This window comes from Acidiphilium sp. PA (assembly GCF_026191915.1).
Lineage (GTDB): Bacteria > Pseudomonadota > Alphaproteobacteria > Acetobacterales > Acetobacteraceae > Acidiphilium.
In genome coordinates, this window is sequence record NZ_JAIMBY010000005.1 from 192,291 (window position 1) to 216,135 (window position 23,845).

20 protein-coding genes and 1 tRNA gene are annotated in these 23,845 nt (G+C 64.3%); 9 read left to right on the forward strand and 12 right to left on the reverse strand.

Annotated elements, in window-relative coordinates; translation table 11 throughout:
- Nucleotide 1 precedes the first annotated feature (1 nt).
- The 3 genes from AruPA_RS09520 to AruPA_RS09530 form a co-directional block, all read right to left on the reverse strand.
- The gene (locus AruPA_RS09520) at nt 2-694 is read right to left on the reverse strand and encodes a YoaK family protein (RefSeq protein WP_322784395.1); all 693 of its coding nucleotides are present in this window, start codon (nt 692-694) and stop codon (nt 2-4) included.
- A gap of 127 nt (nt 695-821) precedes the next feature.
- Nucleotides 822-1,118: a high-potential iron-sulfur protein gene (locus AruPA_RS09525; RefSeq protein WP_265636436.1), complete on the reverse strand. Its 297-nt coding sequence runs from the start codon at nt 1,116-1,118 to the stop codon at nt 822-824.
- A gap of 11 nt (nt 1,119-1,129) precedes the next feature.
- Entirely contained in the window at nt 1,130-2,869 is a 1,740-nt protein-coding gene (locus AruPA_RS09530) for a c-type cytochrome (RefSeq protein WP_265636437.1), read from the reverse strand.
- Between the two features lie 280 nt (nt 2,870-3,149).
- Between AruPA_RS09530 and AruPA_RS09535 the strand changes: the two genes are divergently transcribed.
- The 3 genes from AruPA_RS09535 to AruPA_RS09545 are packed head-to-tail and all read left to right on the forward strand — an operon-like array spanning nt 3,150 to nt 6,003.
- Nucleotides 3,150-3,944: an ATP-binding cassette domain-containing protein gene (locus AruPA_RS09535; protein ID WP_265636438.1), complete on the forward strand. Its 795-nt coding sequence runs from the start codon at nt 3,150-3,152 to the stop codon at nt 3,942-3,944.
- Complete coding sequence (locus tag AruPA_RS09540) at nt 3,941-4,966, forward strand: ABC transporter permease (RefSeq protein ID WP_265636439.1); 1,026 nt, start codon at nt 3,941-3,943, stop codon at nt 4,964-4,966. The genes AruPA_RS09535 and AruPA_RS09540 overlap by 4 nt, the downstream gene beginning before the upstream one ends.
- A gap of 29 nt (nt 4,967-4,995) precedes the next feature.
- Entirely contained in the window at nt 4,996-6,003 is a 1,008-nt protein-coding gene (locus AruPA_RS09545) for a substrate-binding domain-containing protein (protein WP_265636440.1), read from the forward strand.
- A gap of 160 nt (nt 6,004-6,163) precedes the next feature.
- On the opposite strand, the gene AruPA_RS09550 is transcribed toward AruPA_RS09545, so the two are convergent.
- From AruPA_RS09550 to AruPA_RS09575, 6 genes are all read right to left on the reverse strand, one after another.
- Nucleotides 6,164-6,832 (reverse strand): glutathione S-transferase family protein, encoded by a 669-nt coding sequence (locus AruPA_RS09550; RefSeq protein ID WP_265636441.1) that lies wholly within the window; start codon nt 6,830-6,832, stop codon nt 6,164-6,166.
- A gap of 410 nt (nt 6,833-7,242) precedes the next feature.
- The gene (locus AruPA_RS09555) at nt 7,243-9,075 is read right to left on the reverse strand and encodes an AMP-binding protein (protein WP_265636442.1); all 1,833 of its coding nucleotides are present in this window, start codon (nt 9,073-9,075) and stop codon (nt 7,243-7,245) included.
- 61 nt (nt 9,076-9,136) lie between these two features.
- Nucleotides 9,137-11,812 carry a valine--tRNA ligase gene (locus tag AruPA_RS09560; protein WP_265636443.1) on the reverse strand — a complete coding sequence of 892 codons (2,676 nt, stop codon included), beginning with the start codon at nt 11,810-11,812 and terminating at the stop codon, nt 9,137-9,139.
- A 44-nt stretch (nt 11,813-11,856) separates the two neighbouring features.
- The gene (locus AruPA_RS09565) at nt 11,857-12,456 is read right to left on the reverse strand and encodes a DUF2497 domain-containing protein (RefSeq protein WP_265636444.1); all 600 of its coding nucleotides are present in this window, start codon (nt 12,454-12,456) and stop codon (nt 11,857-11,859) included.
- Between the two features lie 26 nt (nt 12,457-12,482).
- Nucleotides 12,483-13,955, reverse strand: a complete 1,473-nt coding sequence (locus AruPA_RS09570; RefSeq protein ID WP_265636445.1) for a TolC family outer membrane protein — start codon at nt 13,953-13,955, stop codon at nt 12,483-12,485.
- A gap of 103 nt (nt 13,956-14,058) precedes the next feature.
- On the reverse strand, nt 14,059-14,721 hold the full coding sequence (locus AruPA_RS09575) for a protein-L-isoaspartate O-methyltransferase (protein ID WP_265636446.1): 663 nt from the start codon (nt 14,719-14,721) through the stop codon (nt 14,059-14,061).
- A 160-nt stretch (nt 14,722-14,881) separates the two neighbouring features.
- On the opposite strand from AruPA_RS09575, the gene AruPA_RS09580 reads away from it, so the two are divergent.
- Together AruPA_RS09580 and AruPA_RS09585 are read left to right on the forward strand one after the other, a co-directional pair.
- Nucleotides 14,882-14,955 (forward strand) — tRNA-Cys (locus tag AruPA_RS09580).
- Nucleotides 14,956-15,050: 95 nt separating this feature from the next.
- Nucleotides 15,051-15,875, forward strand: coding sequence for a slipin family protein (locus AruPA_RS09585; protein ID WP_265636447.1), 825 nt, complete (start codon nt 15,051-15,053; stop codon nt 15,873-15,875).
- Between the two features lie 91 nt (nt 15,876-15,966).
- On the opposite strand, the gene AruPA_RS09590 is transcribed toward AruPA_RS09585, so the two are convergent.
- From AruPA_RS09590 to argC, 3 genes are all read right to left on the reverse strand, one after another.
- Complete coding sequence (locus tag AruPA_RS09590) at nt 15,967-17,397, reverse strand: FMN-binding glutamate synthase family protein (protein WP_265636448.1); 1,431 nt, start codon at nt 17,395-17,397, stop codon at nt 15,967-15,969.
- 90 nt (nt 17,398-17,487) lie between these two features.
- A complete protein-coding gene (thpR, locus tag AruPA_RS09595; protein WP_265636449.1) occupies nt 17,488-18,021 on the reverse strand; it encodes an RNA 2',3'-cyclic phosphodiesterase in 534 nt (177 codons plus the stop codon).
- 53 nt (nt 18,022-18,074) lie between these two features.
- Nucleotides 18,075-19,025, reverse strand: coding sequence for an N-acetyl-gamma-glutamyl-phosphate reductase (gene argC, locus AruPA_RS09600; protein WP_265636450.1), 951 nt, complete (start codon nt 19,023-19,025; stop codon nt 18,075-18,077).
- Nucleotides 19,026-19,118: 93 nt separating this feature from the next.
- Here argC and secB point away from each other — a divergent pair, with 93 nt between their 5' ends.
- The 4 genes from secB (at nt 19,119) to AruPA_RS09620 (ending at nt 23,841) form a co-directional block, all read left to right on the forward strand.
- Nucleotides 19,119-19,619 carry a protein-export chaperone SecB gene (gene secB, locus AruPA_RS09605; protein WP_265636451.1) on the forward strand — a complete coding sequence of 167 codons (501 nt, stop codon included), beginning with the start codon at nt 19,119-19,121 and terminating at the stop codon, nt 19,617-19,619.
- A gap of 231 nt (nt 19,620-19,850) precedes the next feature.
- Nucleotides 19,851-21,254, forward strand: a complete 1,404-nt coding sequence (gene thrC, locus AruPA_RS09610) for a threonine synthase (protein WP_265636452.1) — start codon at nt 19,851-19,853, stop codon at nt 21,252-21,254.
- Nucleotides 21,251-22,516, forward strand: coding sequence for a pitrilysin family protein (locus tag AruPA_RS09615; protein ID WP_265636453.1), 1,266 nt, complete (start codon nt 21,251-21,253; stop codon nt 22,514-22,516). The genes thrC and AruPA_RS09615 overlap by 4 nt, the downstream gene beginning before the upstream one ends.
- Nucleotides 22,513-23,841 carry a TldD/PmbA family protein gene (locus AruPA_RS09620; protein WP_265636454.1) on the forward strand — a complete coding sequence of 443 codons (1,329 nt, stop codon included), beginning with the start codon at nt 22,513-22,515 and terminating at the stop codon, nt 23,839-23,841. Before AruPA_RS09615 ends, AruPA_RS09620 begins: the two co-directional genes overlap by 4 nt.
- Nucleotides 23,842-23,845: the final 4 nt, after the last annotated feature.

A 23,845-nucleotide genomic window follows, 5' to 3' on the forward strand; every position in this document is an offset into this window, starting at 1 on the left:
CTCACGCCCAGGACGGACGCAGATAGAGCGAAAGCGCCGCACATGTGGCGGCAAGCGGTACCAGATCGGCGGCGAACCAGTGGTTCATCAACGTCCCCGCCACCACCAGCGCGCCCGTGGCATAACCCATGATCGCCAGGAGTTTCAGGCCGAAATGGGCCGAAAGCGGCTGGGTTCGCCGACCCGAACAGCGTTCGGTCAATGCGACCACGATGCCGGTCATCGTGGTGTTGAGCACTACGGTGGTAATTCCCCGTTCATGGGTCTGGCGCGCGGCGACCGACTGGATTCCCATGGTCATCGCCGACAGAACGATCAGGACATCGCGCAGACCGCCCATCGCCCCCTGCGGGGCGTTCGCCGCGATGAGACAATACGTTGCAAGCAATACCGCCTCGACACTCAGCAGGCGGCGCACGCTGCGCCGCGCGCTGTCGGGCGCATGTTTCGGGGGCCGCACCAGCGCCGCCAGCGCGCCACCCGCCAGATAACTCGCGATCGAGATGCCCGCGCGCACCGCGGTCGGACGTTTCGCCTCCGCCAGGGCGATGATCAAAAGGGCCGTAACACCGGTCATCGACGAGGTAAAAACATGTCCCAGGGTCAGATACGAGAGCACGTCCGTTGCCCCTGACGTCAGACACATAAGCGTAACCGCCGCGCCGGCTCGAACATCAGGTCGACCGGCGCTCATTGTCGCCAACCGTCAGACCGGAGCGAAGGGCGCGGCGTCAAAGCGGTGGCCGCCCGTCATTCGTCTGCCAGCACGGCGGCTGCTGCAAACCCTGTCGAACCGGCAGGCGGAACCAGGCGCCCGTTGGCTAGTGTTTCATCCACGCCTGACACCATCCGCCCGCGCTGATCGGGCCGGCAACCAGATGACAGTGGCTGACCGTGCTCCCGGCATCAGGCGGTTTGAACCAGACGCATGCGCCACAAACCTCGCCGTGCCACGGAATATCGCGATAACCGACCGCAGCCTTCGAGACACTCGGCACCATCGTCTGCAATTGCGCCGCACTCGGCCGGGCCGCCGCCCGCGCGGTCGCAACACCGCCGCAAACCGCTGCCATGCTGCCAAGGCTGATGATGGTGCGCCGCTTGATCGGATTGGTCATCATCATCTCCCTCAGTAATTCGTCGTCTTGAGCGCGATACGTTCATCGAGCATCCGCCCACCGCCGAGATCCCCGCTCAGATCGAGCCCGACCACATGGCCATTCTCGATCACCTGACGAACCCCCAGCAGGACCGGCGTCACCTTGCCGTCGATCGTCGCGCGCCCGATGAACTCGTTGCCCTGCGAGGCGCAGGCCCCGCCCAGCAACACCGGATTCTTGCCGTACTGGTTCGAAAAATCCGCCTTCATCCGGCAATCGGTGCGGTTGCCATTCACCCAAACTCGCCCCGAAATATCGTCGAACGTACGGGTCTTGCCCCCCTTGCTCAGGCTCGCACGGGTGCTGCCGGTATTCAGATCAACCTCGATCGTCGCCTGCGGGCGCAGGGACGCAACGGTATTCGCCGTCGCATCCGGCTTGCCGCGATTGCCCCAGGCGGTGCGAACGTAATCGGCGATATCGGCGATCTGCCCATCGCTCAGCGTGGCGCCGAACATCGGCATTGCGGTCTGGTTTTTGTGCCAAGGCTCGAACCCGCCCAGCATCATGCCGATCAGGTCGATCGGCTTGCCGTTCCACACCGCCTGATTATGCGCAAGGTTCGGGATATTGTCGCTGGCACCCTCGCCGTTCTTCATGTGGCAACGCGCGCACTCATCGTCATACAACGTCTTGCCCGCCGCCACGGAAACCGACGTCTCGGCCACGGACGGGAAATGACTCTTCAACGGCTTCACCGTCCGCAGATAGGCCACGATATCCTGTACGTCCGCCTTCGGCAGCCGGCTCAGACTGTCATCGACCACCGATTTCATCTTGCCGAACGGCGCGCCCTGCTTCATGTCGCCATCATCGTACAGATAGGTGAAAACCGCATTGTCGCTCCAAGACCCTAGCCCATCGCGCTTGGAGTTGGTGATGTTGGGCGCATACCAGGCCTGATCAATGATATGCCCGCCCGCGAGATACCGCGCATGGATCGATGCCATCGCGATATTCCGCGGCGTGTGGCACGCATTACAATGTGCCAGCGCCTGCACGAGATAAGCCCCATGCCGCACACTTTGGCTCCATCCCGCCTGATAGCGAACCGGATGCGGATGAAAGAACAGCAAGCGCCACGCCAGCATGCCCGCGCGTAGATCGGTCGGGAAAAACATCGTGTCCGGCCGGTTCTTGATCCGCACCGGCGCGAGGCTGTCCAGATACGCCTTGATCGCCATCACGTCGGAGTAGGTCAGCTTCGAATAGGCGGTGTAGGGCATCACCGGGTATTCGTATTTCGGAAAGATCACCAACGAACTGCCCGGCTCTATCCCGTCGTGCACCGCTGCGTAAAACTGCTTGTCAGTCATGCCGCCGATGCCGTAGCGCTTGCTCGACGTCAGATTGGTCGAAAATACCGTGCCGAACGGCGTACCGACCGCGCGCCCACCCGCCAACGCAGGTTCGCCGGCCACGCTGTGACAGGGCAGGCAATCCCCCGCGACGGTGAGGAACATACCTTTCTTGACCAACGCCGCCTGTTTCGGGTCGCTCGGCATCGTGACCGGCTGGGGAATGTCCCATCCCTCATTGCCGGCCTTTGGCTTGGCGGCAACCGTCGTATCGGCGTCAGGCCAGGTGGTTACGCCCTTGGACGCGGCTACCTTCGCATCGGCATGCGCATCGTGCACCAGGCCCGCGACCGCAAAGCCCCCAAGCACGAGCGCGACCGACGCGACGCCCGCCAGCAGAATTCCATGCAAAGATCTGAACGTTTTGTTACGCTTTACCGACATTGGCCACCTCTCCAGACCTATTAAAAAGGAGGGGCAGGTCACAGATTTCAACCGTCATCCCCAACGATACTTTCCCGGGCGTATGCTCATGCCGATAACGTGATGACGCGCACCGCCAATTTTCTTCCACAATACAGAACCCGCTCCCAGATCCACCAAATACCGATTGACTTACGGATGTCTTCACTCGATAAAAAACAAAAATTCGCGACATCGAACGTCGACACAGTGCATTCCGGGGGAAACAATGGCGGAAACCACGTCAAGCCGCGCCTATGAGCATATCGTCCGTGCCGATAAACTCTCGGTCGCATTCGGCAAGGTACGTGCCCTGTCCGACATCGATCTGGCGATCGGGCGCAACGAAATCGTCGGCCTGATCGGCGACAACGGGGCCGGCAAATCCACGCTGATCAAAACCCTCACCGGCGTCATCCCGCCGACGTCGGGCCGTCTGTTCATCCGCGATCAACCGGTGGACTGGGCCAATTTCTCCGTCCGGCGCGCGCACGATCTGCGGTTCGAAACCGTCTATCAGGAAAAATCGCTCGGCGAGAAACAGCCGCTCTGGCGCAATTTCTTCGTGGGCCGTCAGATCACCAACCGGTTCGGCTTCATCAAGGTGCGCGAACAGCGCCGCATCGCCAATGAAATCCTGCAACGCCAACTCGGCTTTCGCGGCGTCGGGATCGATGCCGATTCCACCGTGGCCAAGCTCTCCGGCGGCGAGCGCCAGGGCATCGCGATCGGCCGGGCCATGCATTTCGACGCCGACCTGATCATCCTCGACGAACCCACCACCGCGCTTGCGATCAAGGAAGTGCAGAAAGTGCTCGATTTCGTGCGCCGGATCAAAGCCTCCGGCCGTGCCGCGATCTATATCGAGCATAATCTCGCCCATGTGCACGCGCTGGCCGACCGGCTGGTGGTGCTCGATCGCGGCCGGATCGTCGCAAATATCCGGCCGGCCGACATGAGCCTCGCCGACCTCACCCTGTTCCTGATCGACCTGCAAAAAACCAAGATCGGCGCCGCCGCATGAGCGACACACCCCTGAAACATCCCGCCCCCGCCCTCAACCCGCGCACGGCCGTCAAGCTCGAAGGCCTGCCGATCATCATCGTGTTCTTTGTGCTGATCGGCCTGTTCGTCGGTTTCGCGCCGACCGTGTTCCTCCACTGGCCCATCTACAATTCCTTCCTGGTCACCATCCCGCCGATGATGATCCTCTCGCTCGGCCTCACGCTGGTGATCGCCGCCGGCGAGATCGACCTGTCGTTTCCCGCGGTCATCGCGCTTTCGGGATTTTTGTTCGCCTATGTCACCCGCACCTATGACGCACCGTGGCTCGGCCTGCTCGCCGCAATCGCCGGCGGCGCGTTGATCGGTGTGGTGAACGGGTTCCTGATCGCGGTGATCGGGATTCCCTCGATCATCATTACCATCGGCACCTCGTTCTTCTGGTCCGGCATCGCAACCGTCCTGTCCGGCGGCATGTCCTACACATTGGAGCGCCTGGCCGGCACCGCGATCAACGGCATATTGTCCGGCACCGTGCTCGGCATTCCGAGCGAGGCCTTCTGGGCGCTCGGCGTCGCCGTGGTGGTGTGGTTCATCCTCAACCGCCATCGCTTCGGCGAACACCTCCTGTTCATCGGCGATAGCCGTGAGGTCGCCCGCGTCGTCGGCATCAACACGCTACGCGAGCGGATCAAGCTGTTCACGCTGATGGGCGCGCTCGGCGGCTTCGCGGCCGTGCTGCTGACGTTGGAAAACCTCAGCTATTTTCCAACCCAGGGTCAGGGCATGCTGCTCTCGGCCCTCGCCGCCGTGTTCATCGGCGGCACGTCGGTGTTCGGCGGCACCGCAACCGTGGTCGGCAGTTTTTTCGGCGCCCTGATCATCGGCATGCTCGATGCCGGCATCGTCGCAACCGGCGTTGCCGGCTTCTGGGTCGAGGTCATCGTCGGCCTCGTCTTCGTCTCGGCGGTGGTGCTGCATATCGGCATCGACGATCCGGCCCGGATCCGCCAGTTGCAGCGCCGCCTGTTTTCCAAAACCTGACAAATCAACACGATAGGGAGAAATCATCCATGAAACGACTGAAATCTGGCCTCACCGGCGGCATTGCCGTCTCCGCCCTGCTGGCCTTGGCGACCACCGCCGCGATCGCGGCCCCGAGCAGCGACAAGCTCGGCGCCGGCCTGACCATGTATTTCCAGATGGGCGGCAGCCCGGGCGATGGGTCCACCCTGCCGCGCGAAATCGGCGCCAAGGATGCCGCCAAGGCACTCGGCATCAAGCTGATCGAGCAATATTCCAACTGGCAACCCGAAACCATGATCACCCAGTTCCGCCAGGCGCTCGCCGCCAAGCCGGACTGCATCGAAATCATGGGCCATCCCGGCAACAAGCCGTTCATGCCGCTGGTCGCCCAGGCCGAGAAGCAAGGCATCGTGGTCACCGCCGGTAACGTGCCGCTGCCCAAACTCGAAGACCTCTATCGCGCCAATGGCTTCGGCTATGCCGGCACCTATCTGTTCAAGGGCGGCGAGACCACCGCCGCGGCCATGATCAAGGCGGGCAATCTGAAAAAGGGCGATGTTGCGCTCGAATACGGCGTATTCGCCGAAGGCATTCGCGGATTGTCCGACAAAGGCCTCGCGCATGGGCTCAAAAAGGCGGGACTGAAAGTATATGAGCTGAATATCTCCGATAAGGTCAACGCCGATCCCGCCCTCGCGGTGCCGATCATGGTCGCCTTCATCGAGCGCCATCCCAACATCAAGGCAATCGGCACGCAACAAGGCCTGGTGACCTCGTTCATCCCGCAGGCGCTGAAGGAAGCCGGCAAGAAACCCGGCCAGATCACGGTCGGCGGCATCGACCTTGCCCCCGCGACCATCGCAGGGCTCAAGAGCAACTACATCACCGTCACCCTCAACCAGCAACTATACCTGCAGGGTTTCCTACCCGTCATGCAGTGCGTGCTGACCAAGAAATTCGGCCTCGAAGGCATGAATACCAATACCGCAGCCGGGACCGACAACGGCGCGATGGTCGAGAAGATGCTGCCGTTGATCAAGAAGGGGATTTACTGAGCATAGACAAGGAAAGAGAAAGGTCTTCTTTTTTGTGAACAAAAAAGAAGCAAAAAAAACTTTATTGATCTGGGCCTGTGCCGATGAAGCCGCCCTTGCCCCAGAGTCAAAAAGTTTTTTGCTTCTTTTTTACAAAAAAGAAGCCTTCTTCACGTCCCCCTCAGAAATCCAGATCGGCATAATGCGGCGGCGGGTTGAACCCCGACACCCGATCAGCCAGCAGCGCGCGAAACGAGGGGCGGGATTTGATCCGCGCGTACCATTCCTTCGCCGCCGGCGCCCCCGCCCAATCGACATCGCCGATGAAATCGAGCGCGGACAGATGCGCGGCGGCGGCAAAATCGGCCAGCGACAGATTGGCCCCGGCCAGGTATTTCCGCGTCTCCGCCAGATGGCCGATATAGCTGAGATGCCCGCGCAGTGCCGCATATCCCTCGCGCAGGCGCGCGGCATCAGGGGCACCCCGCTTCGCCACTGGTTTCATCGTCTTTTCGTACAACAGATTGCGTGACACCTCGGCGGCAAACCGCTCATCGAACCAGGCGGTCACCGCGCGGATTTCGACCCGCTCACCCAGCGTCCGCCCGACCAGCGAGATATCGGGATACGCCTCGTCAAGATATTCGCAGATCGTGTTGGAATGCGGGATCACCAGCCCGTTGTCTTCGGTCAGCGTCGGCACCGTGCCGGCCGGGTTGAGCGCCAGATATTCAGGCCGCCGCTCCCAGGTCTTTTCGACCCGCAATTCGAACGGCAGACGTTTTTCGGCAAGCACCAGCCTGACCTTGCGGGCATAGGGCGACAGCGGCAAATGATATAAAATACGCATGACCCGCCATACCGCACCGCAAAACCCGGACGCAAGCGACCACCGTCGCCCCGGCCCACTGCAGGTACGTGAAATAAATTATATTTTGCTTGGTATATGGTACCGCTCATTACGGCGCGCGGCGCCGCGCGCAGCAGCAGGTGGGCAGCCGAAGCCTGATCACGTCAGGCTGGAAGCATAATGCTCCGGAACCGAGCCCAAGCGTTACCAGATCGCCATCTTGATGCGCTCTACGGCCTGCCGGAGCCTGCGTTCGAACTCGGCGAAGAGTGGCTCGATGAGTTTGAGGCTATAGCTGTAGGGCGGCAGCCACGACAGGTTTGGTATCCACCCGCCGCCGGTCCGGCGCCCCTCCGTGCGATGGCGCCACGCCGCTCCGTTTTGACACAAATGGCAGTGATTTTTCACCCTCAGAACTTTCCGGCAAGCGACTCCAACACGCTGGCGTCTTCGATCGTCGGTGGCACCACCGGCGTCTGCCCATTCGCCATCTGCCGCATCGTCGCCCGCAAAATTTTGCCCGATCGCGTCTTGGGCAACCTTTGCACCACCACCGCGTGCCGAAACGCCGCCACCGGTCCAATCCGCTCGCGCACCAGCGCCACCAGCTCCGCCGCAATCACCGCCTCGTCCCGTGTCACGCCGGCCTTCAGCACCACCAGACCGAATGGAATTTCGCCCTTCACGGCGTCGTGCCGCCCGATCACCGCGCATTCCGCGACATCGGGGTGCGCCGCCAACACTTCCTCCATCGCCCCGGTCGACAAACGGTGCCCCGCGACATTGATGATGTCATCGGTCCGCCCCATCACCCAGATATCACCATCCGCGTCCACCGCCCCGGCATCCCCGGTCCGATACCAGCCCGGATAGGCCTCGAGATACGCGCGCCGGTATCCGTCATCGTCGTTCCATAGCGTCGGCGCGCAGCCGGGCGGCAACGGCAGCCGGATCGCCAGCGCCCCCACCTCGCCCGCCGGCATCAATGCGCCGTCCGGGTCCAGCGCCTGCACCTCATACCCCGGGCACGCCCGCCCGCCCGACCCCGCCTTGAACGGGGTCAACCCGGTCTGGCGGAACCGCGCCGAGATCGGCCAGCCGGTCTCGGTCTGCCACCAATTATCGATCACCGGCCTGTCAAGCAGCGCCGCGATCCAATGCGCCGTCGGCGGATCGCAGCGCTCGCCGGCCAGAAACAACGCCTCGAGCGCCGAAAGATCATAAGCCGCGATCAATGCACCATCCGGGTCCTGCTGCTTGATCGCCCGCAGCGCGGTCGGCGCGGTGAACAGGGTCTTGACCCGATGCTGCGCGCAAACCCGCCAGAATGCCCCGGCATCCGGCGTGCCGACCGGTTTGCCCTCATACATGACCGACGTGACCCCCGCGAGCAGCGGCGCATAGACGATATACGTATGCCCCACCACCCATCCCACATCCGAGGCCGTCCACATGACCTCGCCAGGCCGGACATCAAAAATCAACGGGACCGAGTTGACCAGCGCGACCGCATGCCCGCCGTTATCCCGCACGATCCCCTTGGGCTTGCCCGTCGTGCCCGATGTATAAAGCACATACAGCGGATCGGTCGCCGCCACCGGCACCGGCTCGTGCGGCATCCCCGCCGCCTCCGCCGCGCTGAAATCCTCGTCCCGCCCCGCCACCATCATGGCGGGCGCGGCATCCCGCTGAAAAATCAGGCAGGTGTCCGGCCGGTGCGTGGCGATATCCAAAGCCGCATCCAGAATCGGCTTGTAGGCAACCACCCGCCCCGGTTCCAACCCGCAAGAAGCGGCAATCACCAGCTTCGGTGTCGCCGCATCGATCCGTGCGGCCAGTTCCGGTGCGGCAAACCCGCCGAACACGACCGAATGCACCGCCCCCAGCCGCGCGCAGGCGAGCATCGCGATCGCCGCTTCCGGCACCATCGGCATATAGATCACCACGCGATCGCCTTTGACGACACCGCGTGCCGCCATCGCCCCCGCCAGCTTTGCCACCCGGTCGCGCAGCACCCGATAGGTGTAATGCACAACCTTTCCTTCCATCGCGCTGTCCCAGATCAGCGCGACCCGCTCACCCGCCCCGGCCTCGACATGCCGATCCAGGCAATTCGCCGCCGTATTCAGCACCCCGCCGACAAACCAGCGCCCGAACGGACCCTGCGCGGCGTCGAACACCTGCTCATACGGCTCGATCCAGTCGATCGCCTTGGCGGCTTCGGCCCAATACAACTCGCTCATTGATTTTGCTCTCGGACGGTTAAGGAAGGCCTACTTTTTGAAAAAAAGTAGCAAAAAACTTTCAGCCGATTCTCGACAATGCCGCGTCCAACCTCGCCAACTCCGCATGCGCCGCGTCCAGACGGTCGCGGTTTTCCACGATGATATCCTCCGGCGCCTTGCTCACGAACTCCTGATTCTCCAGCTTACGCGCGATCTTCTCGGCATCGCTCGCCGTCTTCGCCCGCGTCGCCGCCAGGCGTTTCCGCTCAGCCGCCAGATCGATGATGTCCGCCAGCGGCAAAATCAGCGTCGCCTCGGCCAGGATCGCCTGCGCCGCCCCCTGCGGCATCTCGCCCTCTAACGCCTCCAGGCTGGAAATCCTGGCCAGCCGCGCGATCTCCTCACGCCACCGCCCGGCCCGCGCCAAGGTCTCCGCCGACGCATCCCGGATCAGGATCGGAATCCGCGTCGCCGCCGGCACGTTCATCTCGCTGCGCACCGCCCGGATTTCCGAAATCGCGGCGATCACCCATGAAACCTCGTCCCGCGCCGCTGGCGCTTCGCTCACCAGCTCACGCTCGGGCCACGGCGCGCGGATCAACGACCCCGCCGCGCCATAGCCCAACTCATCCCACAACGCTTCGGTCACGAACGGGATCATCGGATGCAGCAACCGCAGCAGCACCCCCAGCACATGTGCCGCCACCGCGCGGCGCTCCACCGCATCCGCATCATCACCGGCGAGGCCCGGCTTGGCGAGCTCCAGAAACCAGTCGCAGAAATCGCCCCAGGTGAACCGGTAACAAATCAGCGCGTAATCCGCGACCCGATACGCCTGCAGCGCCGCCGTCGCCTCGCTCACCGCCCGGTTCGCCGCATCCAGAATCCAGCGCGACAGCGCAAGCCGCGCCGACGCCGGCTGAAACGCGGCATCGGGCCGGCACGCGTTCATTTCGCAGAACCGCGCCGCATTCCAGATCTTGGTAATGAAACTCCGGTTCGCCGCCACCATGGTCGGCCCCAGCTTGATCGAGCGCCCCGCCCCGCTCTGCGCACTCACGGTATAGCGCAGCGCATCCGCCCCGAAATCCTCGATCAACGTAAGCGGGTCGACCACATTGCCCTTGGTCTTGCTCATCTTCTGGCCGCGCTCGTCGCGTACCAGCCCGTTCATCATCACGGTGCGGAACGGCACGTCGCCCATCACGTACAGCCCCATCATCACCATCCGGGCCACCCAGAAGAAAATGATGTCGAACCCCGTGACCAGCACGTCCCCGGGATAGTATTTCGCGAGCTCAGCCGTATTCTCCGGCCAGCCCAGGGTCGAAAACGGCCATAGCGCCGAGCTGAACCAGGTATCCAGCACATCCTCGTCCTGGCGCAGATCGACCGGATGGCCGAAATGCTCCTCGGCATCCCGTCGGGCCTCCGCCTCGGATTCGGCCACGAAAATCATCCCCTCCGGCCCATACCACGCCGGAATCCGGTGCCCCCACCACAATTGCCGCGAAATGCACCAGGGCTGGATATTCCGCATCCAGGCGAAATACGTGTTCTCCCACTGCTTGGGCACGAACGCGATGCGCCCGTCCTCCACCGCGGCAATCGCCGGCTTCGCCAATACCTCGGCGTTGCAGAACCATTGCTCGGTCAGCAACGGCTCGATGATGGTATCGCCCCGCTCCGCCTGCGGCACGGTATGGGTATGCGGCTCGGTCTTTTCCAAAGCGCCGATCGCATCGAGATGTGCTACGATCTCGAGCCGCGCCGCGAACCGATCGAGCCCCTCCAGGCTCTCGAAAAACTCCCGGTCCTGCGGTGCGGCATCGCCGCGCACCTCCGCCAGCGTCACCCGCGCCGCCTGATCGAAGATCGAGGGCGTCGCCAACCCATGCCGCTGCCCCACCGCGAAATCGTTGAAATCATGCGCCGGCGTGATCTTCACCGCCCCGGTGCCTTTTTCCGGGTCGGAATATTCATCGGCGATGATCGGAATCCGCCGCCCGGTGATCGGCTGGATCACCGTCCGCCCCACCAGCGCCGCGTAGCGCTCATCGCCCGGATGCACCGCCACCGCCGTATCGCCCAGCATCGTCTCCGGCCGGGTCGTCGCGACGATGATCACGTCGTCGCTCCCCTCGATCGGATAGCGCAGATGCCACAAATACCCCTTCACCTCACGCATCTCGACTTCGAGGTCGGATATCGCCGAACCGAACGCCGGGTCCCAGTTCACCAGCCGTTTCGCCCGGTAGATCAGCCCGTCGTTGAACAGGCGGACGAAAATCGTCCGTACCGCGCGTGACAGCCCCTCATCCATCGTGAAGCGCTCGCGCGACCAGTCGGGCGAGGCACCCAGCCGGCGCAACTGTCTCGTGATCGCGCCACCCTGCTCCTCTTTCCACCGCCAGACCCGCTCGAGAAACGCCTCACGCCCGATCTCCTTGCGGGTCGTGCCCTCACCCTGCAAGTCGCGCTCGACCATCAACTGGGTCGCGATCCCGGCATGGTCGGTGCCGGGCTGCCACAGCGCATCGCGCCCGTTCATCCGCTGAAACCGGATCAACACGTCCTGCAGCGTCATGGTCAGCGCATGACCCACGTGCAACCGCCCGGTCACGTTGGGCGGCGGGATCATGATGGTGAAGGGTCTGGCATTGCGCGCCGGGTCGGCCGCAAACGCGCCCGCGCGTTCCCAGGTCTCGTAAAGCCGCGTCTCGAACGCGGCGGCGTCGAAGTTCTTGTCCAGCATCGCCCGATTATGCGCGAAACGCTCGCGCCCGCAAAGGTGAGCGCCTAAAAACCGTCAGGCCGCCCGACCAGCCGCTCGATCTCGGCGCGCACCACCCGCTCGACCAGATTGGGCAGATGCGCATCGAGCCAGGATTTCAGCATCGGCCGCATCTCCTCGCGCACGATATCCTCGATGCTGATGCCGCCCCGGCTCACCGCCAGGCCCCGATCAGCCGCAACACTCCGCATCAGCGCGCCGATATGGCTTGCCGCCGCCTCGGCCGCCTGTGCTCCCAAAATTGGCTGCGGCCCTTCGACCGAACCCGCCGCGGTGGCCTCCGCCGCCCGCGCGCGGTTCGGCTCGAACGGAACATCGGTCGCCGCCGTGCCGGCCGGCGTCGCGCTCGACAGCGTGGGCGACAGGGCGATCGCCTCATGCACCGGTGTGTCACTCCGCGCCGCCCGTGCGGCGCCGTTCGAAGGCTCGCTCACCATCATCGAGGAATCGAGCACCATCACCGAGTCGGCATCGGGCGGCGCCGCGTCGCCCTGATGCTCCGGCGGCACCGTCACCGTCTCGGCATCCTTCAACACCCGCCGGATCGAGGACAGGATTTCATCCATCGAAGGTTCCCCGCCGATCGGCTCGTTCGAGATGCTCATGACCTTATCCCCCTGACTGGTTTTGCCTATTTCGGTGACATGATCAGCTTCGGCGCCACCGGCGCCGGCGTGCGCAGCAGCGTGCCGTCGGGGCTGATGCCCGCCTGTTCATAAGCCTCATTGCCATTGCCGAACAAGGCATTCTTGACCTGGTCATAATATTTCAGATCATCGTAATGCTGCACCGGCAATGCCAGATCGGTCGCGGTCAGGCGCCCGATCGCCGCGGCAATCGCATAGGATTCGTTGACGACGTTGGCGATGTTCTGGATCTGCGTGGTCTGCGCATTGAACAGTAATTGTTGCGCATTCAACACATCGAGCGTATCCCGCGTGCCCACGATTTCCTGCCGCTCGGTGCCGTCGAGCGCGATGGCGTCGGATTTGATCTGTTCCTGCGTGCTGCGCACCGCGGCCTTCGAGGCGATCAACCCCTCCCAGGCCTGCGTCGCCGATTGCACCGCCGTCCGCCGCGCATCCACAACGCCGGCGATGCCGTACTGCACCTTGTCCCGCGCCTGCCGGATCGCGGCATATTCCGATCCGCCCTGATACAGCGGCACCGTCAGGTTCGCGAGCACCTGCCCGCCGCGCGAGGAACTGTTCGGCCCCAGCGGGTTATGCTCGCTGAACGCCGAAGCGGACACCGAAAGCTGCGGCGCGAGCGCCGCGATCGCAACATCCACCGCATCGACATCGGCACTCTGCGTGAACAGCGCCGCCACCACATCCGGATTATTGATCATCGCCTGGCGTACCAGATCGGCCTTACCTTTTACCGGCAGAGCCAACGGCTGCGGCGGCACCAGTTCGGCGGCCGGATACGCCCCAACCAACTGGCGGAACGTCTCATTGGCAATATTCAGATTGCCGCGTGCCACCTCGACCTGCTCCTGCGCGCCGGCCAACGAGGCCTTCGCCTGCGCCACGGAGGTCTCGGTGATCTCGCCAACGCTGAACTGGTCGTTGACCGCCTTCAATTGCTGCGCCAGCACGCTGCGGTTATTGATATCGAGCGCGAGCAGCTGACGGTCCGTGATCACCGTGACATAGGCGTTCACCACTTTGGTGAACACGCTCTGCTCGGTCGACAGCAGTTGGGCCCGCGCGGCATACACGTTGTTCTTCGCCTCATGGGTCTTCGCAACCGTCGCACCGCCGCTGAACAATTGCTCGGTCACGGTCAGCTGGCCGATTTCCTCGTTGCGTGACTGCGGCAGACGCAAATGGCTGAGAGTCGGCGCACCGGTCAGCGGATTGGTGCCCGGCAACTGCTCGGTCTCGACCCCGGTGATCCGCCCCGCGGTACCTTGCAATTCAACGGTCGGGCGCCAGCCCGCCAGCGCCGCCGGCACCGTCTCGTCCGTCGCACGCAGATTCGCCCGCTGCTCCTGCAAGGTTGGATTATCAGCATAGGCTTCCGACAGCGCCTGCGTCAGCGTCGCCGGCCGCCCGTCCGGCGCCGCCCGCGCCACCGGCTGCAAAGCCAGAACGCTCATGGGTACAATCGCGCAAAGGGTCGTAATTCGACGGCGCATGGTCATCCTTATGCAAGTCTCGGAAAACGCCGGCCACGAGGGCCGCATCTGGTCGGTCGTTCCATCAAAACGCAAATGCCGGTTCGGGGCTGAACCCCGGCAGCGCACCAGCCTGGCAATCCGCCAGCACGATCTGCACAAAATCCCGGCCGCTGACCTCCGCCCGCACGATCCGGCCAACGCCGCGCTGGCGCACGATGGCGATCACCCGGCCCTTGGGGGTCAACTGACTGGCGAGCCCGACCGGCAGCGCATCGATTGCCCCCTCGATCACGATCACATCGAACGCGGCGTGCTGCGGCGCCCCGTCGCTCAACCGCCCCGCCACTACGCGTACCTCGGGCGCCTCGGTCGCGAGTGCCGCCGTCGCGATCGCGCGCAGATCCGCGCGCGATTCCAGCGCCACCACCGCCCCGCCGCAGGCCGCCAGCACCGCCGCGCCGTAGCCCGTGTTCGCGCCGATCACCAGAACCCGCTCACCCGGCCGCACCGCCGCAAAGCTCGCAAGCCGGCCGATGGTCAACGGCGACGGCATGGTCCGCCCCTCGCCCAGCGGCAATTCCGCGTCGCTATACGCGCGTCCCACCAGGGCGGGCGGCACAAACCGTTCGCGGCGTAGCGTGCGCATCGCGGTCACGATCCGATCGTCGACGATGTTGTTCGGCCGGACCTGACAATCCACCATCAAGGCACGAGCGGTGCGGAAATCGCGGTCTTTTTCCTTCATCGGGGTCCTTCAGCCGGAAGCCTCTACGCGGGAGCGTCTCTATCTATAAAGCGAGTCCGCGTTCTCGCAAAACATTCCTGCCCCGCGCGACCCGCCTTCCGCGCGACCGGTCTTGACCGCTGGCCGCCGATGGCCCGATAAGCCAGCTCAGATCGTGCCCGGTCCGGTGGCAGAGTGGTGATGTAGCGGACTGCAAATCCGCGTATGCCGGTTCGATTCCGGCCCGGACCTCCAACGCACGATGCCATTGACGAAAAATTTCTTAAGAATAATTCATCAAGGCCGTGCCGCCCGCACCCCGGGCCGCCAATCACCGACAGGCGCATGCAATGAACCGATCCGCCGCCGTCATCGCCATCATTCTCATCGTCATCGGCGCCCTCGCCGCGGGCGTGCTGCGCCTGTTCGTCCCCGGCGTCGTCCTTGTCCTGATCGGCGCCGGCGTCGCCCTGTCACTGCGCATGGCAAATGAATGGGAACGCGCCGTCGTCCTGCGCCTCGGCCGTTTCGCCGGCATCCGCGGCCCCGGCGCCTTCTTCATCATTCCGGTGATCGAGACCATCTACGTCGCCGTCGATACCCGCAAACAAAGCACCGTCATCAGCGCGGAAAACACGCTAACACTCGATGGCGTCTCCGTCGCGGTCGACTCCATCCTGTTCTGGAAGGTCGAGGACGTGAAACGCGTCGCGACCGAACTGCTCGACTACCGCGCCATGATCAGCCAGGTCGCGCAAACCTCGCTGCGCGAGACCATCAGCGGCATGTCGCTCGCCGAAATCCTCGGCAACCGCGAACAGATGGACCAGCGCATCCGCACCGTCATCGCCGATAAATCGCAGGACTGGGGCATCGGCGGCATCGGCGTGCAGATCCGCGACGTCCGCATCCCCGCCGAGCTGAACGACGCGATGAGCCGCAACGCCCAGGCCGAAAAGGAAAAACAGGCCCGCGTCACCCTGGCCAGCTCCGAAGTCGCCATCGCCGAACAAATCGTCCGCGCCGGCGACATCTACGCCGCCAACCCTGCCGCGCTGAAAATCCGGCAGATGAACCTGATCTACGAGATGAATAAAAATAAGGGCACCACGATCCTGATCCCGACCGACCTGGCCAATGCGATGAGCGGCGTGATCAAGACGACAGAAAGTTGAATTCAAGCCGTAGTTTTTTGTAAAAAACAACCAAAGACCATTTTTTGAACTGGCAGTCGACTTGGAACCGATCGGGATCAAGTCATCGCGACTACGTCGCTGGGGCACGAAAACCGCCGACGCCGCGCTCGATCTCCGTCACATGCCGCGGCGCGAAACAGGCCGCATCGGTCAGACCACAGGAATGCGCGATCATCTCGACCTCTTCGATGATCTGGCGCGCATAATTCGCCACCCGCACCGCCTTGTCCGCCGGATCGAGCCCTGCGATCAGCTTCGGGTCCACCGCCGTCACCCCGGTCGGGCATCGCCCCGAGCCACATTTCATCGCCTGAATACACCCAAGACTGAACATGAACCCGCGCGCCGAACTCACGAAATCGGCGCCCATGCACAAAGCCCAGGCCACCTTGTCCGGCGTGACCAACTTCCCCGATGCAACAATCCGCACCCGCTCGCTTAACCCGTGCCGCGCCCGCACCGCCGCCACCAGCGGCAGCGCCTGGGTGATCGGCAGACCCACATAATCGGCCAGCGGCGCCGGCGCCGCCCCGGTACCACCCTCCCCGCCATCGACCTGCACGAAATCCGGGCAGTGCTCCGGATGCGCCACGCAGTCGGCAAACCACTCGTCGACGAACGCGCCATCGCCCACCACGAATTTCACCCCGACCGGCTTGCCCGTCACCGCGCGCACCCGCGCAACGAACGCACCGAGCTCGGCAATATTGCCGATGTCACGATGCCGGTTCGGGCTGATGCTCGCCTCACCCTCCGGAATGCCCCTGATCGCCGCAATCTCCGCCGTCACCTTGCCCGCCGGCAAAATCCCGCCCTTGCCCGGCTTGGCCCCCTGCGCCAGCTTGACCTCGAACATCCGCACCTGCTCATGCGCAGCGATCGCCCGCAGCCGCTCATCGGACAGTTCCCCCGCACCATCACGCACCCCATACTTCGCCGTGCCGATCTGCATGATCAGATCACCCCCGCCGGCGAGATGATAATCCGACAGCCCGCCCTCACCCGTACTCATCCAGATACCGCCCAACCGCGCGCCTTTCGACAGCGCCAGCACCGCCGCATGGCTCAGTGCGCCGTAACTCATGCCGCTGATGTTGAAAAAATGCCGCGCCAGAAACGGCGTCCGGCACGCGCCCGGACCCGCCGTAACCCCGATCAGCTTGCCGCCATAGTGCCGCTTTTCCTCATCGAGCACGGGAAACGGCGCGTTGCGGAAAATAAAGCTCGGCACCGTCTCGCTGCCGAAATTCACCAGGTTCGAAACGCCCTTGGCCGAGCGGTACACCCAGGACCGCTCGAGCCGGTTGAACGGCCGCTCCGCCCAGTCCGGCAGATATTGATACTGGCGCATATACTCGCCCCAGGTTTCGGCAAAATACCGGAAATGGCCGATCACCGGAAAATTTCGCAAAATCGTATGCGTCGTCTGCCGCCGGTCATGAATATAAATCGCCGCAACGGCAGCCAGACCCGCAAAACCGACCAGCAAAACAAGCATCATTGAAATCAGTGAACTTTCAGGACAACCGGCTTGAACGCGATACAACGCACCGATACGCCGAAAGTCTTAACATTCTCTGAAGTTTACCGCTTAACCAAGCGAATACTCGACCTCCGCGGTATATTCAGGATGCACATCGCCCAGATGCGAACTGAACAGCGTGATATGCTCCACCGCGATCGGTGGCGAGCGATACAAATTCCGGCTTTGCACGAATTCGGCAAATCGCGGCCCGATCGGCATGTCCATCCGGGCCAGCGTCACATGCGGCGTATACCGGCGCCGTTCCGCCACCAGCCCGATGCGCCGCAGCGCGGTCTCGATCTTCGCCTGCAGATGCAGCAGCGCCTCGTTGCGCTCGACCCCCACCCACAACGCTGAAACCCGTCCTGCCTTCTCGAACCAGCCTGCCCCGGTCAGCACCAGCGAAAATCCCCGCCCGCGGATCGCCGCCAGCGCATGATCGATCTCCTCGGCCTCCAGCCGCCTGGCCTCGCCGATGAACCGCAGCGTCAGATGCATGTTCTGCGCCGGCACCCAGCGCGCCCCCGGCAGGTTGAACGCAAACCCCGCCAGGGTCTGCTTGACCTCCCACGGCAGATCAAGGGCGACGAACAAACGCATGATTTGCCCTCCAGTCGCCCCGAATGTTGCCGAGGCAACCGCGCCGGTCAAGCTCAGGCCGGCACGCGCTCCGCCACACGGCCCGACACCCCAAGCCCCAACATCAGCCCGATATTCTGTACCGCCGCCCCCGCCGCGCCCTTGCCCAGATTATCCAGCCGCGCCACCAGCACCGCCTGGCTCGCGGCCTCGTTCTCGAACACGAACAACTCCATCAGGTCCGATCCCGCCACACATGCGGCATCCAGCCGCTGCTCGGCCGGCGTCATCCGCACCCGCACCTGCCCTTCCCCCTCATAATGCGCCACCAGCGCACACCCGATCTCGCGCGCGGTCGGGCGGCCCGGCAGCGCATCCAGATGCAGCGGCACCGAAACCAGCATCCCCTGGCGAAAATGCCCGACCGAGGGCACAAAAATCGGCCGCCGCGTCAGACCGCCATGGCGCTCGATTTCCGGGATATGCTTGTGATTCAACGACAAACCATAAAGCCCGAACGCCGGCCCGCCATCGCGCTCATGGTCCGCAATCAGCGCCTTGCCGCCACCCGAATACCCCGACACCGCATTGATCGTCAGCGGATAATCCGCCGGCACCAGCCCCGCATCGACCAGCGGACGCAACAACGCCACCGCCCCGGTCGCATAACACCCCGGATTCGAAACCCGCGCCGCCTGCGCAATCGCGGCCGCCTGCCCCGGCACCAGCTCGGCAAACCCGTATACCCACCCATGGGCAACCCGATGCGCCGAACTCGCATCCAGCAACCGCGGCGCCGCGCTGCCCAGCCCCTCGAACATGTCCGCCGCCTCGCGCGCCGCCTCATCGGGCAGGCACAACACCACCAGATCGACCGATGCCATCATCGCCCGGCGCGCCGCATTGTCCTTGCGCGCGCGCAAATCCAGACTCTGCACCACCACGCCATCAAGGCGCCGCAGCCGCTCGACAATCTGCAACCCCGTGGTCCCGGCCTCGCCGTCGATGAAAACACGCTTGCTCATGGCTTTTCTCCACCCCCATGCTGGCACCAAAATCAACACCGTGCTAGGCGGGCGCCCAACCGAATCGCATATGTCCAGATGGAGCCGATCGCAATGTCCGAAACGCAGACCCCGCCGCTCACCCTCAATATCCAGTACACCAAGGACCTCAGCTTCGAAGTCCCCAACGCACCGGCGATCTATACCATCCTGCGCCAACCCCCTTCGGTGAACATCAACCTCGATGTCCAGGTCCGCCGCATCCAGGATGACCAGAACGTCTACGAAGTCACCCTCGCCACCCGCGCGGAAGCCACCATCCCCGCCCCCGCCGAATCCGCCAACGGCGCCGAACCCGGCAAGGACATGACAGTCTTCATCGCCGAGCTGTCCTACTCCGGCATCTTCACCCTTACCGGCATCCCCGATAACCAGGTCGAACCTGTCCTCCTGGTCGAATGCCCGCGCCTGCTGTTCCCCTTCGCCCGCAACATCCTCGCCGATGTCACGCGCGACGGCGGCTTCCCCCCCGTCATGCTCGGCCCGGTCGATTTCGTCGGCCTCTGGCAATCCCGCCGCGAACAGATGGACGCTGCACCCGTTGCGAATGCCTGAGCGGTTAAGAAGGCCAGGGGGCTCTGCCCCCTGGACCCCCGCTAAGGGCTTAGCCCTTAGAACCCGCTAGTTTTAGGCAAGGGGAGGGCGCTGCCTCGGTGGTTCAGTCGATCTGGCCTGGGTCGCCCTCCCCTTGCCTAAAACTAATGGATTTTAAAGGCTCCGCCTTTAACGGGGTCCAGGGGCAGAGCCCCTGGCCTTGCTAACCGACCATGCATTAAGGACCGAGTGATGCGTTACATTTCGACGCGTGGGGTGGCCCCGGCCCGGACGTTCGACGGGGTGTTACTCGCAGGCCTGGCCGAGGATGGCGGGTTGTTCGTGCCCGATGAATGGCCGGTCTTTTCGCCTGCCGAGCTGCGCGCGATGCGCGGCCTGCCGTATGCGGAGCTCGCGGCACGCGTCATGGCGCCGTTCGTGTGTGGCGGCGCGGTTTCGGTCGATGATCTGCAGGGCATGTGCCGGGCGGCCTATCGCGGGTTCGACCGTGCAGCGGTAGTTCCGCTGGTGCAGTTGGAGCCCGGCCTGTTCGCCCTCGAACTGTTCCACGGCCCGACGCTCGCGTTCAAGGATCTGGCCTTGCAGGTGGCCGGCCGCCTGTTCGATCATGTGCTGGAAGCGCGCGACGAGCGGGTGATGATCGTGGGCGCGACATCGGGGGACACCGGCTCCGCCGCGATCGAGGCGTGCCGCGACCGCTCGCGGGTCGACATCGCCATTTTGCACCCCGAGGGCCGCACGTCCGAGGTGCAGCGCCGCCAGATGACGACGGTGCGCGCACCCAACGTGCTGAACATCGCGGTCGGCGGCAATTTCGACGATTGCCAGGATCTCGTGAAGGCGATGTTCGCCGATGCGCCGTTCCGCACCGACATGCGGCTGTCCGCGGTGAACTCGATCAACTGGGCGCGCATCGCCGGGCAGATCCCCTATTTCGTCGCCGCCGCCCTCGCCCTCGGCGCGCCGGACCGCGCGGTCGCGGTTTCGGTGCCGACCGGCAATTTCGGCAATGTCCTGGCCGCCTGGGCCGCGCAGCGGATGGGCGTGCCGATCGCGCGCTTCATCGTCGGCAGCAACGCGAACGACATTCTGGCCCGTTTCCTGTCCGGCAACGACATGAGCACGGCCGGCGTGGTCGAAACCCTCTCGCCCTCGATGGATATCCAGGTCAGCTCCAATTTCGAGCGTCTATTGTTCGAATTCCTGCACCGCGACGCCGGCGCAACCGCACACACCATGGCCGATTTCCGCACCACCGGCCGCATGACCGTGCCCGAGCCTGTGTGGCGCGCGGTCCGCCGCGAATTCACCGGCTTTTCGCTCGACGATGCGGCAACATTGGCGGAAATCCGCCGGATCAAGCGCGATTACGGCTATATCGCCGAACCGCACACCGCCATCGGCATCGCCGCCGCCCGCGCCTGCGGCCCGATCGGCATCCCGGTCATCGCCGCCGCCACCGCCCATCCCGCCAAATTCCCCGATGCGATGGAACGCGCAATCGGCATCCGCCCCTCTCTCCCCGAACCCCTGAAAGACCTATATCATCGTCATGAAGTCTTTCAGCGCTCCAGCAAGCGCCTCGCCGAGGTGCAAGCGCTGGTTCGCAATTTCGCGCACAGGAACAATGCATGACCGACGGTGTTCAGATCACCCATCTCGATTCCGGCCTCACCATCATCACCGAACGGATGGAGCGGGTGGAAACGGTCTCGTTCGGCGCCTATGCCGCCGTCGGCACGCGTCACGAAACCGCGCCTGAAAACGGTGTCTCGCATTTTCTCGAGCACATGGCCTTCAAGGGCACCGAAAAGCGGAACGCGGTGGAAATCGCCGAAGCGGTCGAGGATGTCGGCGGCCACATCAACGCCTACACCTCGCGCGAGCAGACCGCCTATTACGTCAAGATGCTGAAGGACGACCTGCCGCTCGGCATCGACATCATCGGCGACATCCTCTGCCATTCCACCTTCGATGCCGGCGAATTCGAGCGCGAGCGCGGCGTCATCCTGCAGGAAATCGGCCAGGCGAACGACACGCCGGACGACATCGTGTTCGACCATTTCCAACAGGCCGCCTACCCCGGTCAGCCGATGGGCTGGCCCACGCTGGGCACCGAGAGCATCATCAAATCCCTCTCGCCAGATGTGCTCCAGCGCTACATGCGCGCCCACTACACGCCCAAAAACATCGTTGTCTCGGCCTCCGGCAAGCTCGATCACCAGCGCGTGGTCGATCTGGTCAGCGAGCATTTCGCCGACCTGCCGAACGCGACCCAGACCCCGCCGATCCCCGGCATCTATGGCGGCGGCGAGTACCGCGAAGTCCGCGATCTCGATCAGGCGCATATCGTGCTCGGCTTTCCCGCGGTCGGCTACAGCGACCCCGATTTCCACGCCGCCATGCTGCTCTCCACCCTGCTCGGCGGCGGGATGTCCTCGCGCCTGTTCCAGGAAATCCGTGAAAAGCGCGGCCTCGTGTATTCGATCTACTCCTTCGCCCTGCCCAACAACGATGCCGGGCTGTTCGGCATCTACGCCGGCACCGGCGAGGCCGAAGCGGCCGAGCTCGTGCCGGTCACGCTCGGCGAACTCGCCAAGGTGCAGGACAACATCACCGAAGCCGAGCTTCGCCGCGCCCGCGCGCAGGTCAAGGCCGGCATGCTGATGTCGCTCGAATCCACCGGCAGCCGCTGCGAACAACTCGCCCGGCAGTGGCAGGTGTTCGGCCGCGTCGTGCCGATCGCCGAAACCATCGCCAGGATCGACGGCGTCACCGCGGCCGACATCACCCGCGTCGCCACACGAATCTTCCGCGCCAAACCCACCCTCGCCGCCATCGGCCCGATCGGCCGCGTGCCGCAGATGCCGAAAATCCTGGAAAGGCTGGCAGCATGAACGCGCTCGATCATCTGAGCGCCCTGCTCGCCGCCGCCAGGCGCGCCGGCGCTGATCAGGCCGATGCCCTGCTCGCCTCCGGCACCTCGGTCTCGGTCGGCCGCCGCATGGGCAAGATCGAGGAGATCGAGCGCGCCGAGACCAACAACATCGGACTGCGCGTGTTCGTTGGCAAGCGCAGCGCGATCGTCTCATCCGGCGCGGTCGATCCCGCCGGTTTCGACCGCCTGGCCGAACAGGCCGTGGCCATGGCCAAGGTCGTCCCCGAAGACCAGTTCGCCGACATCCCCGACGCCCCACCCCCCGAAGACGCCGCGGCGCTCGACATGGACGACGCCGTGGAACCCACGGTCGACACGCTGATGGCCCGCGCCGCCGCCGCCGAGGAAGCCGCCCTCGCCTTCCCCGGCATCACCAATTCCGAAGGCGCCGGCGCCTCCTGGTCACGCAGCCACATCGCCCTCGCCACCTCGCGCGGCTTTGCCGGCGCCTACAGCCGCTCCGGCCACGGCGTCTCGGTCTCGCCGATCGCGGGTGAAGGCATCGGCATGCAGCGCGATTACGAATCCTCGTCCGCGGTCCACGGCTCTGACCTGTCGGACCCCGCGGCGCTGGGGCGCGCCGCCGCCGAACGCGCCGTCAGCCGCCTCAACCCCGGCCGGCCGGTCACCGCAAAGCTGCCGGTGGTCTATCATCCCCGCGTCGCCGGCAGCCTGCTCGGCCATTTCACCGGCGCCATCAACGGCTCCGGCATCGCGCGCGGCACCAGTTTCCTCAAGGATGCGATGGGCAAGCCGGTCTTCGCACCCGGCATTTCAATCATCGACGATCCCAAACGCGTCCGCGGTATGCGCTCGCGCGCGTTCGACGGTGAAGGCCAGCGCGTCGAGCGCCGCGCCCTGATCGAGGACGGCATCCTCACCACCTGGCTGCTCGATTCCCGCAGCGCCGCTCAGCTTGGCCTGAAAACCACCGGCCACGCCGCGCGCGGCACCTCCGGCCCGCCCAGCCCGGCCGCCAGCAACCTCTACATCGAGCCCGGCACGCTGTCCGCCGAGGCCCTGATATCCGACATCAAGCTCGGCCTTTATGTCATCGAACTCATCGGCATGGGCGTGAACGGCATCACCGGCGATTATTCGCGCGGCGCTGCCGGCTTCATGATCCGCGACGGAAAGATCGCCGAACCGGTCGCCGAGATCACCATCGCCGGCAATCTGCGGGAGATGTTCATGCACCTCACCCCCGCCAACGACCTCGAATTCAAGCGCGGCACCGATGCGCCGACCCTGCGCGTCGAAGGCATGACCATGGCGGGCGGCTGACCGG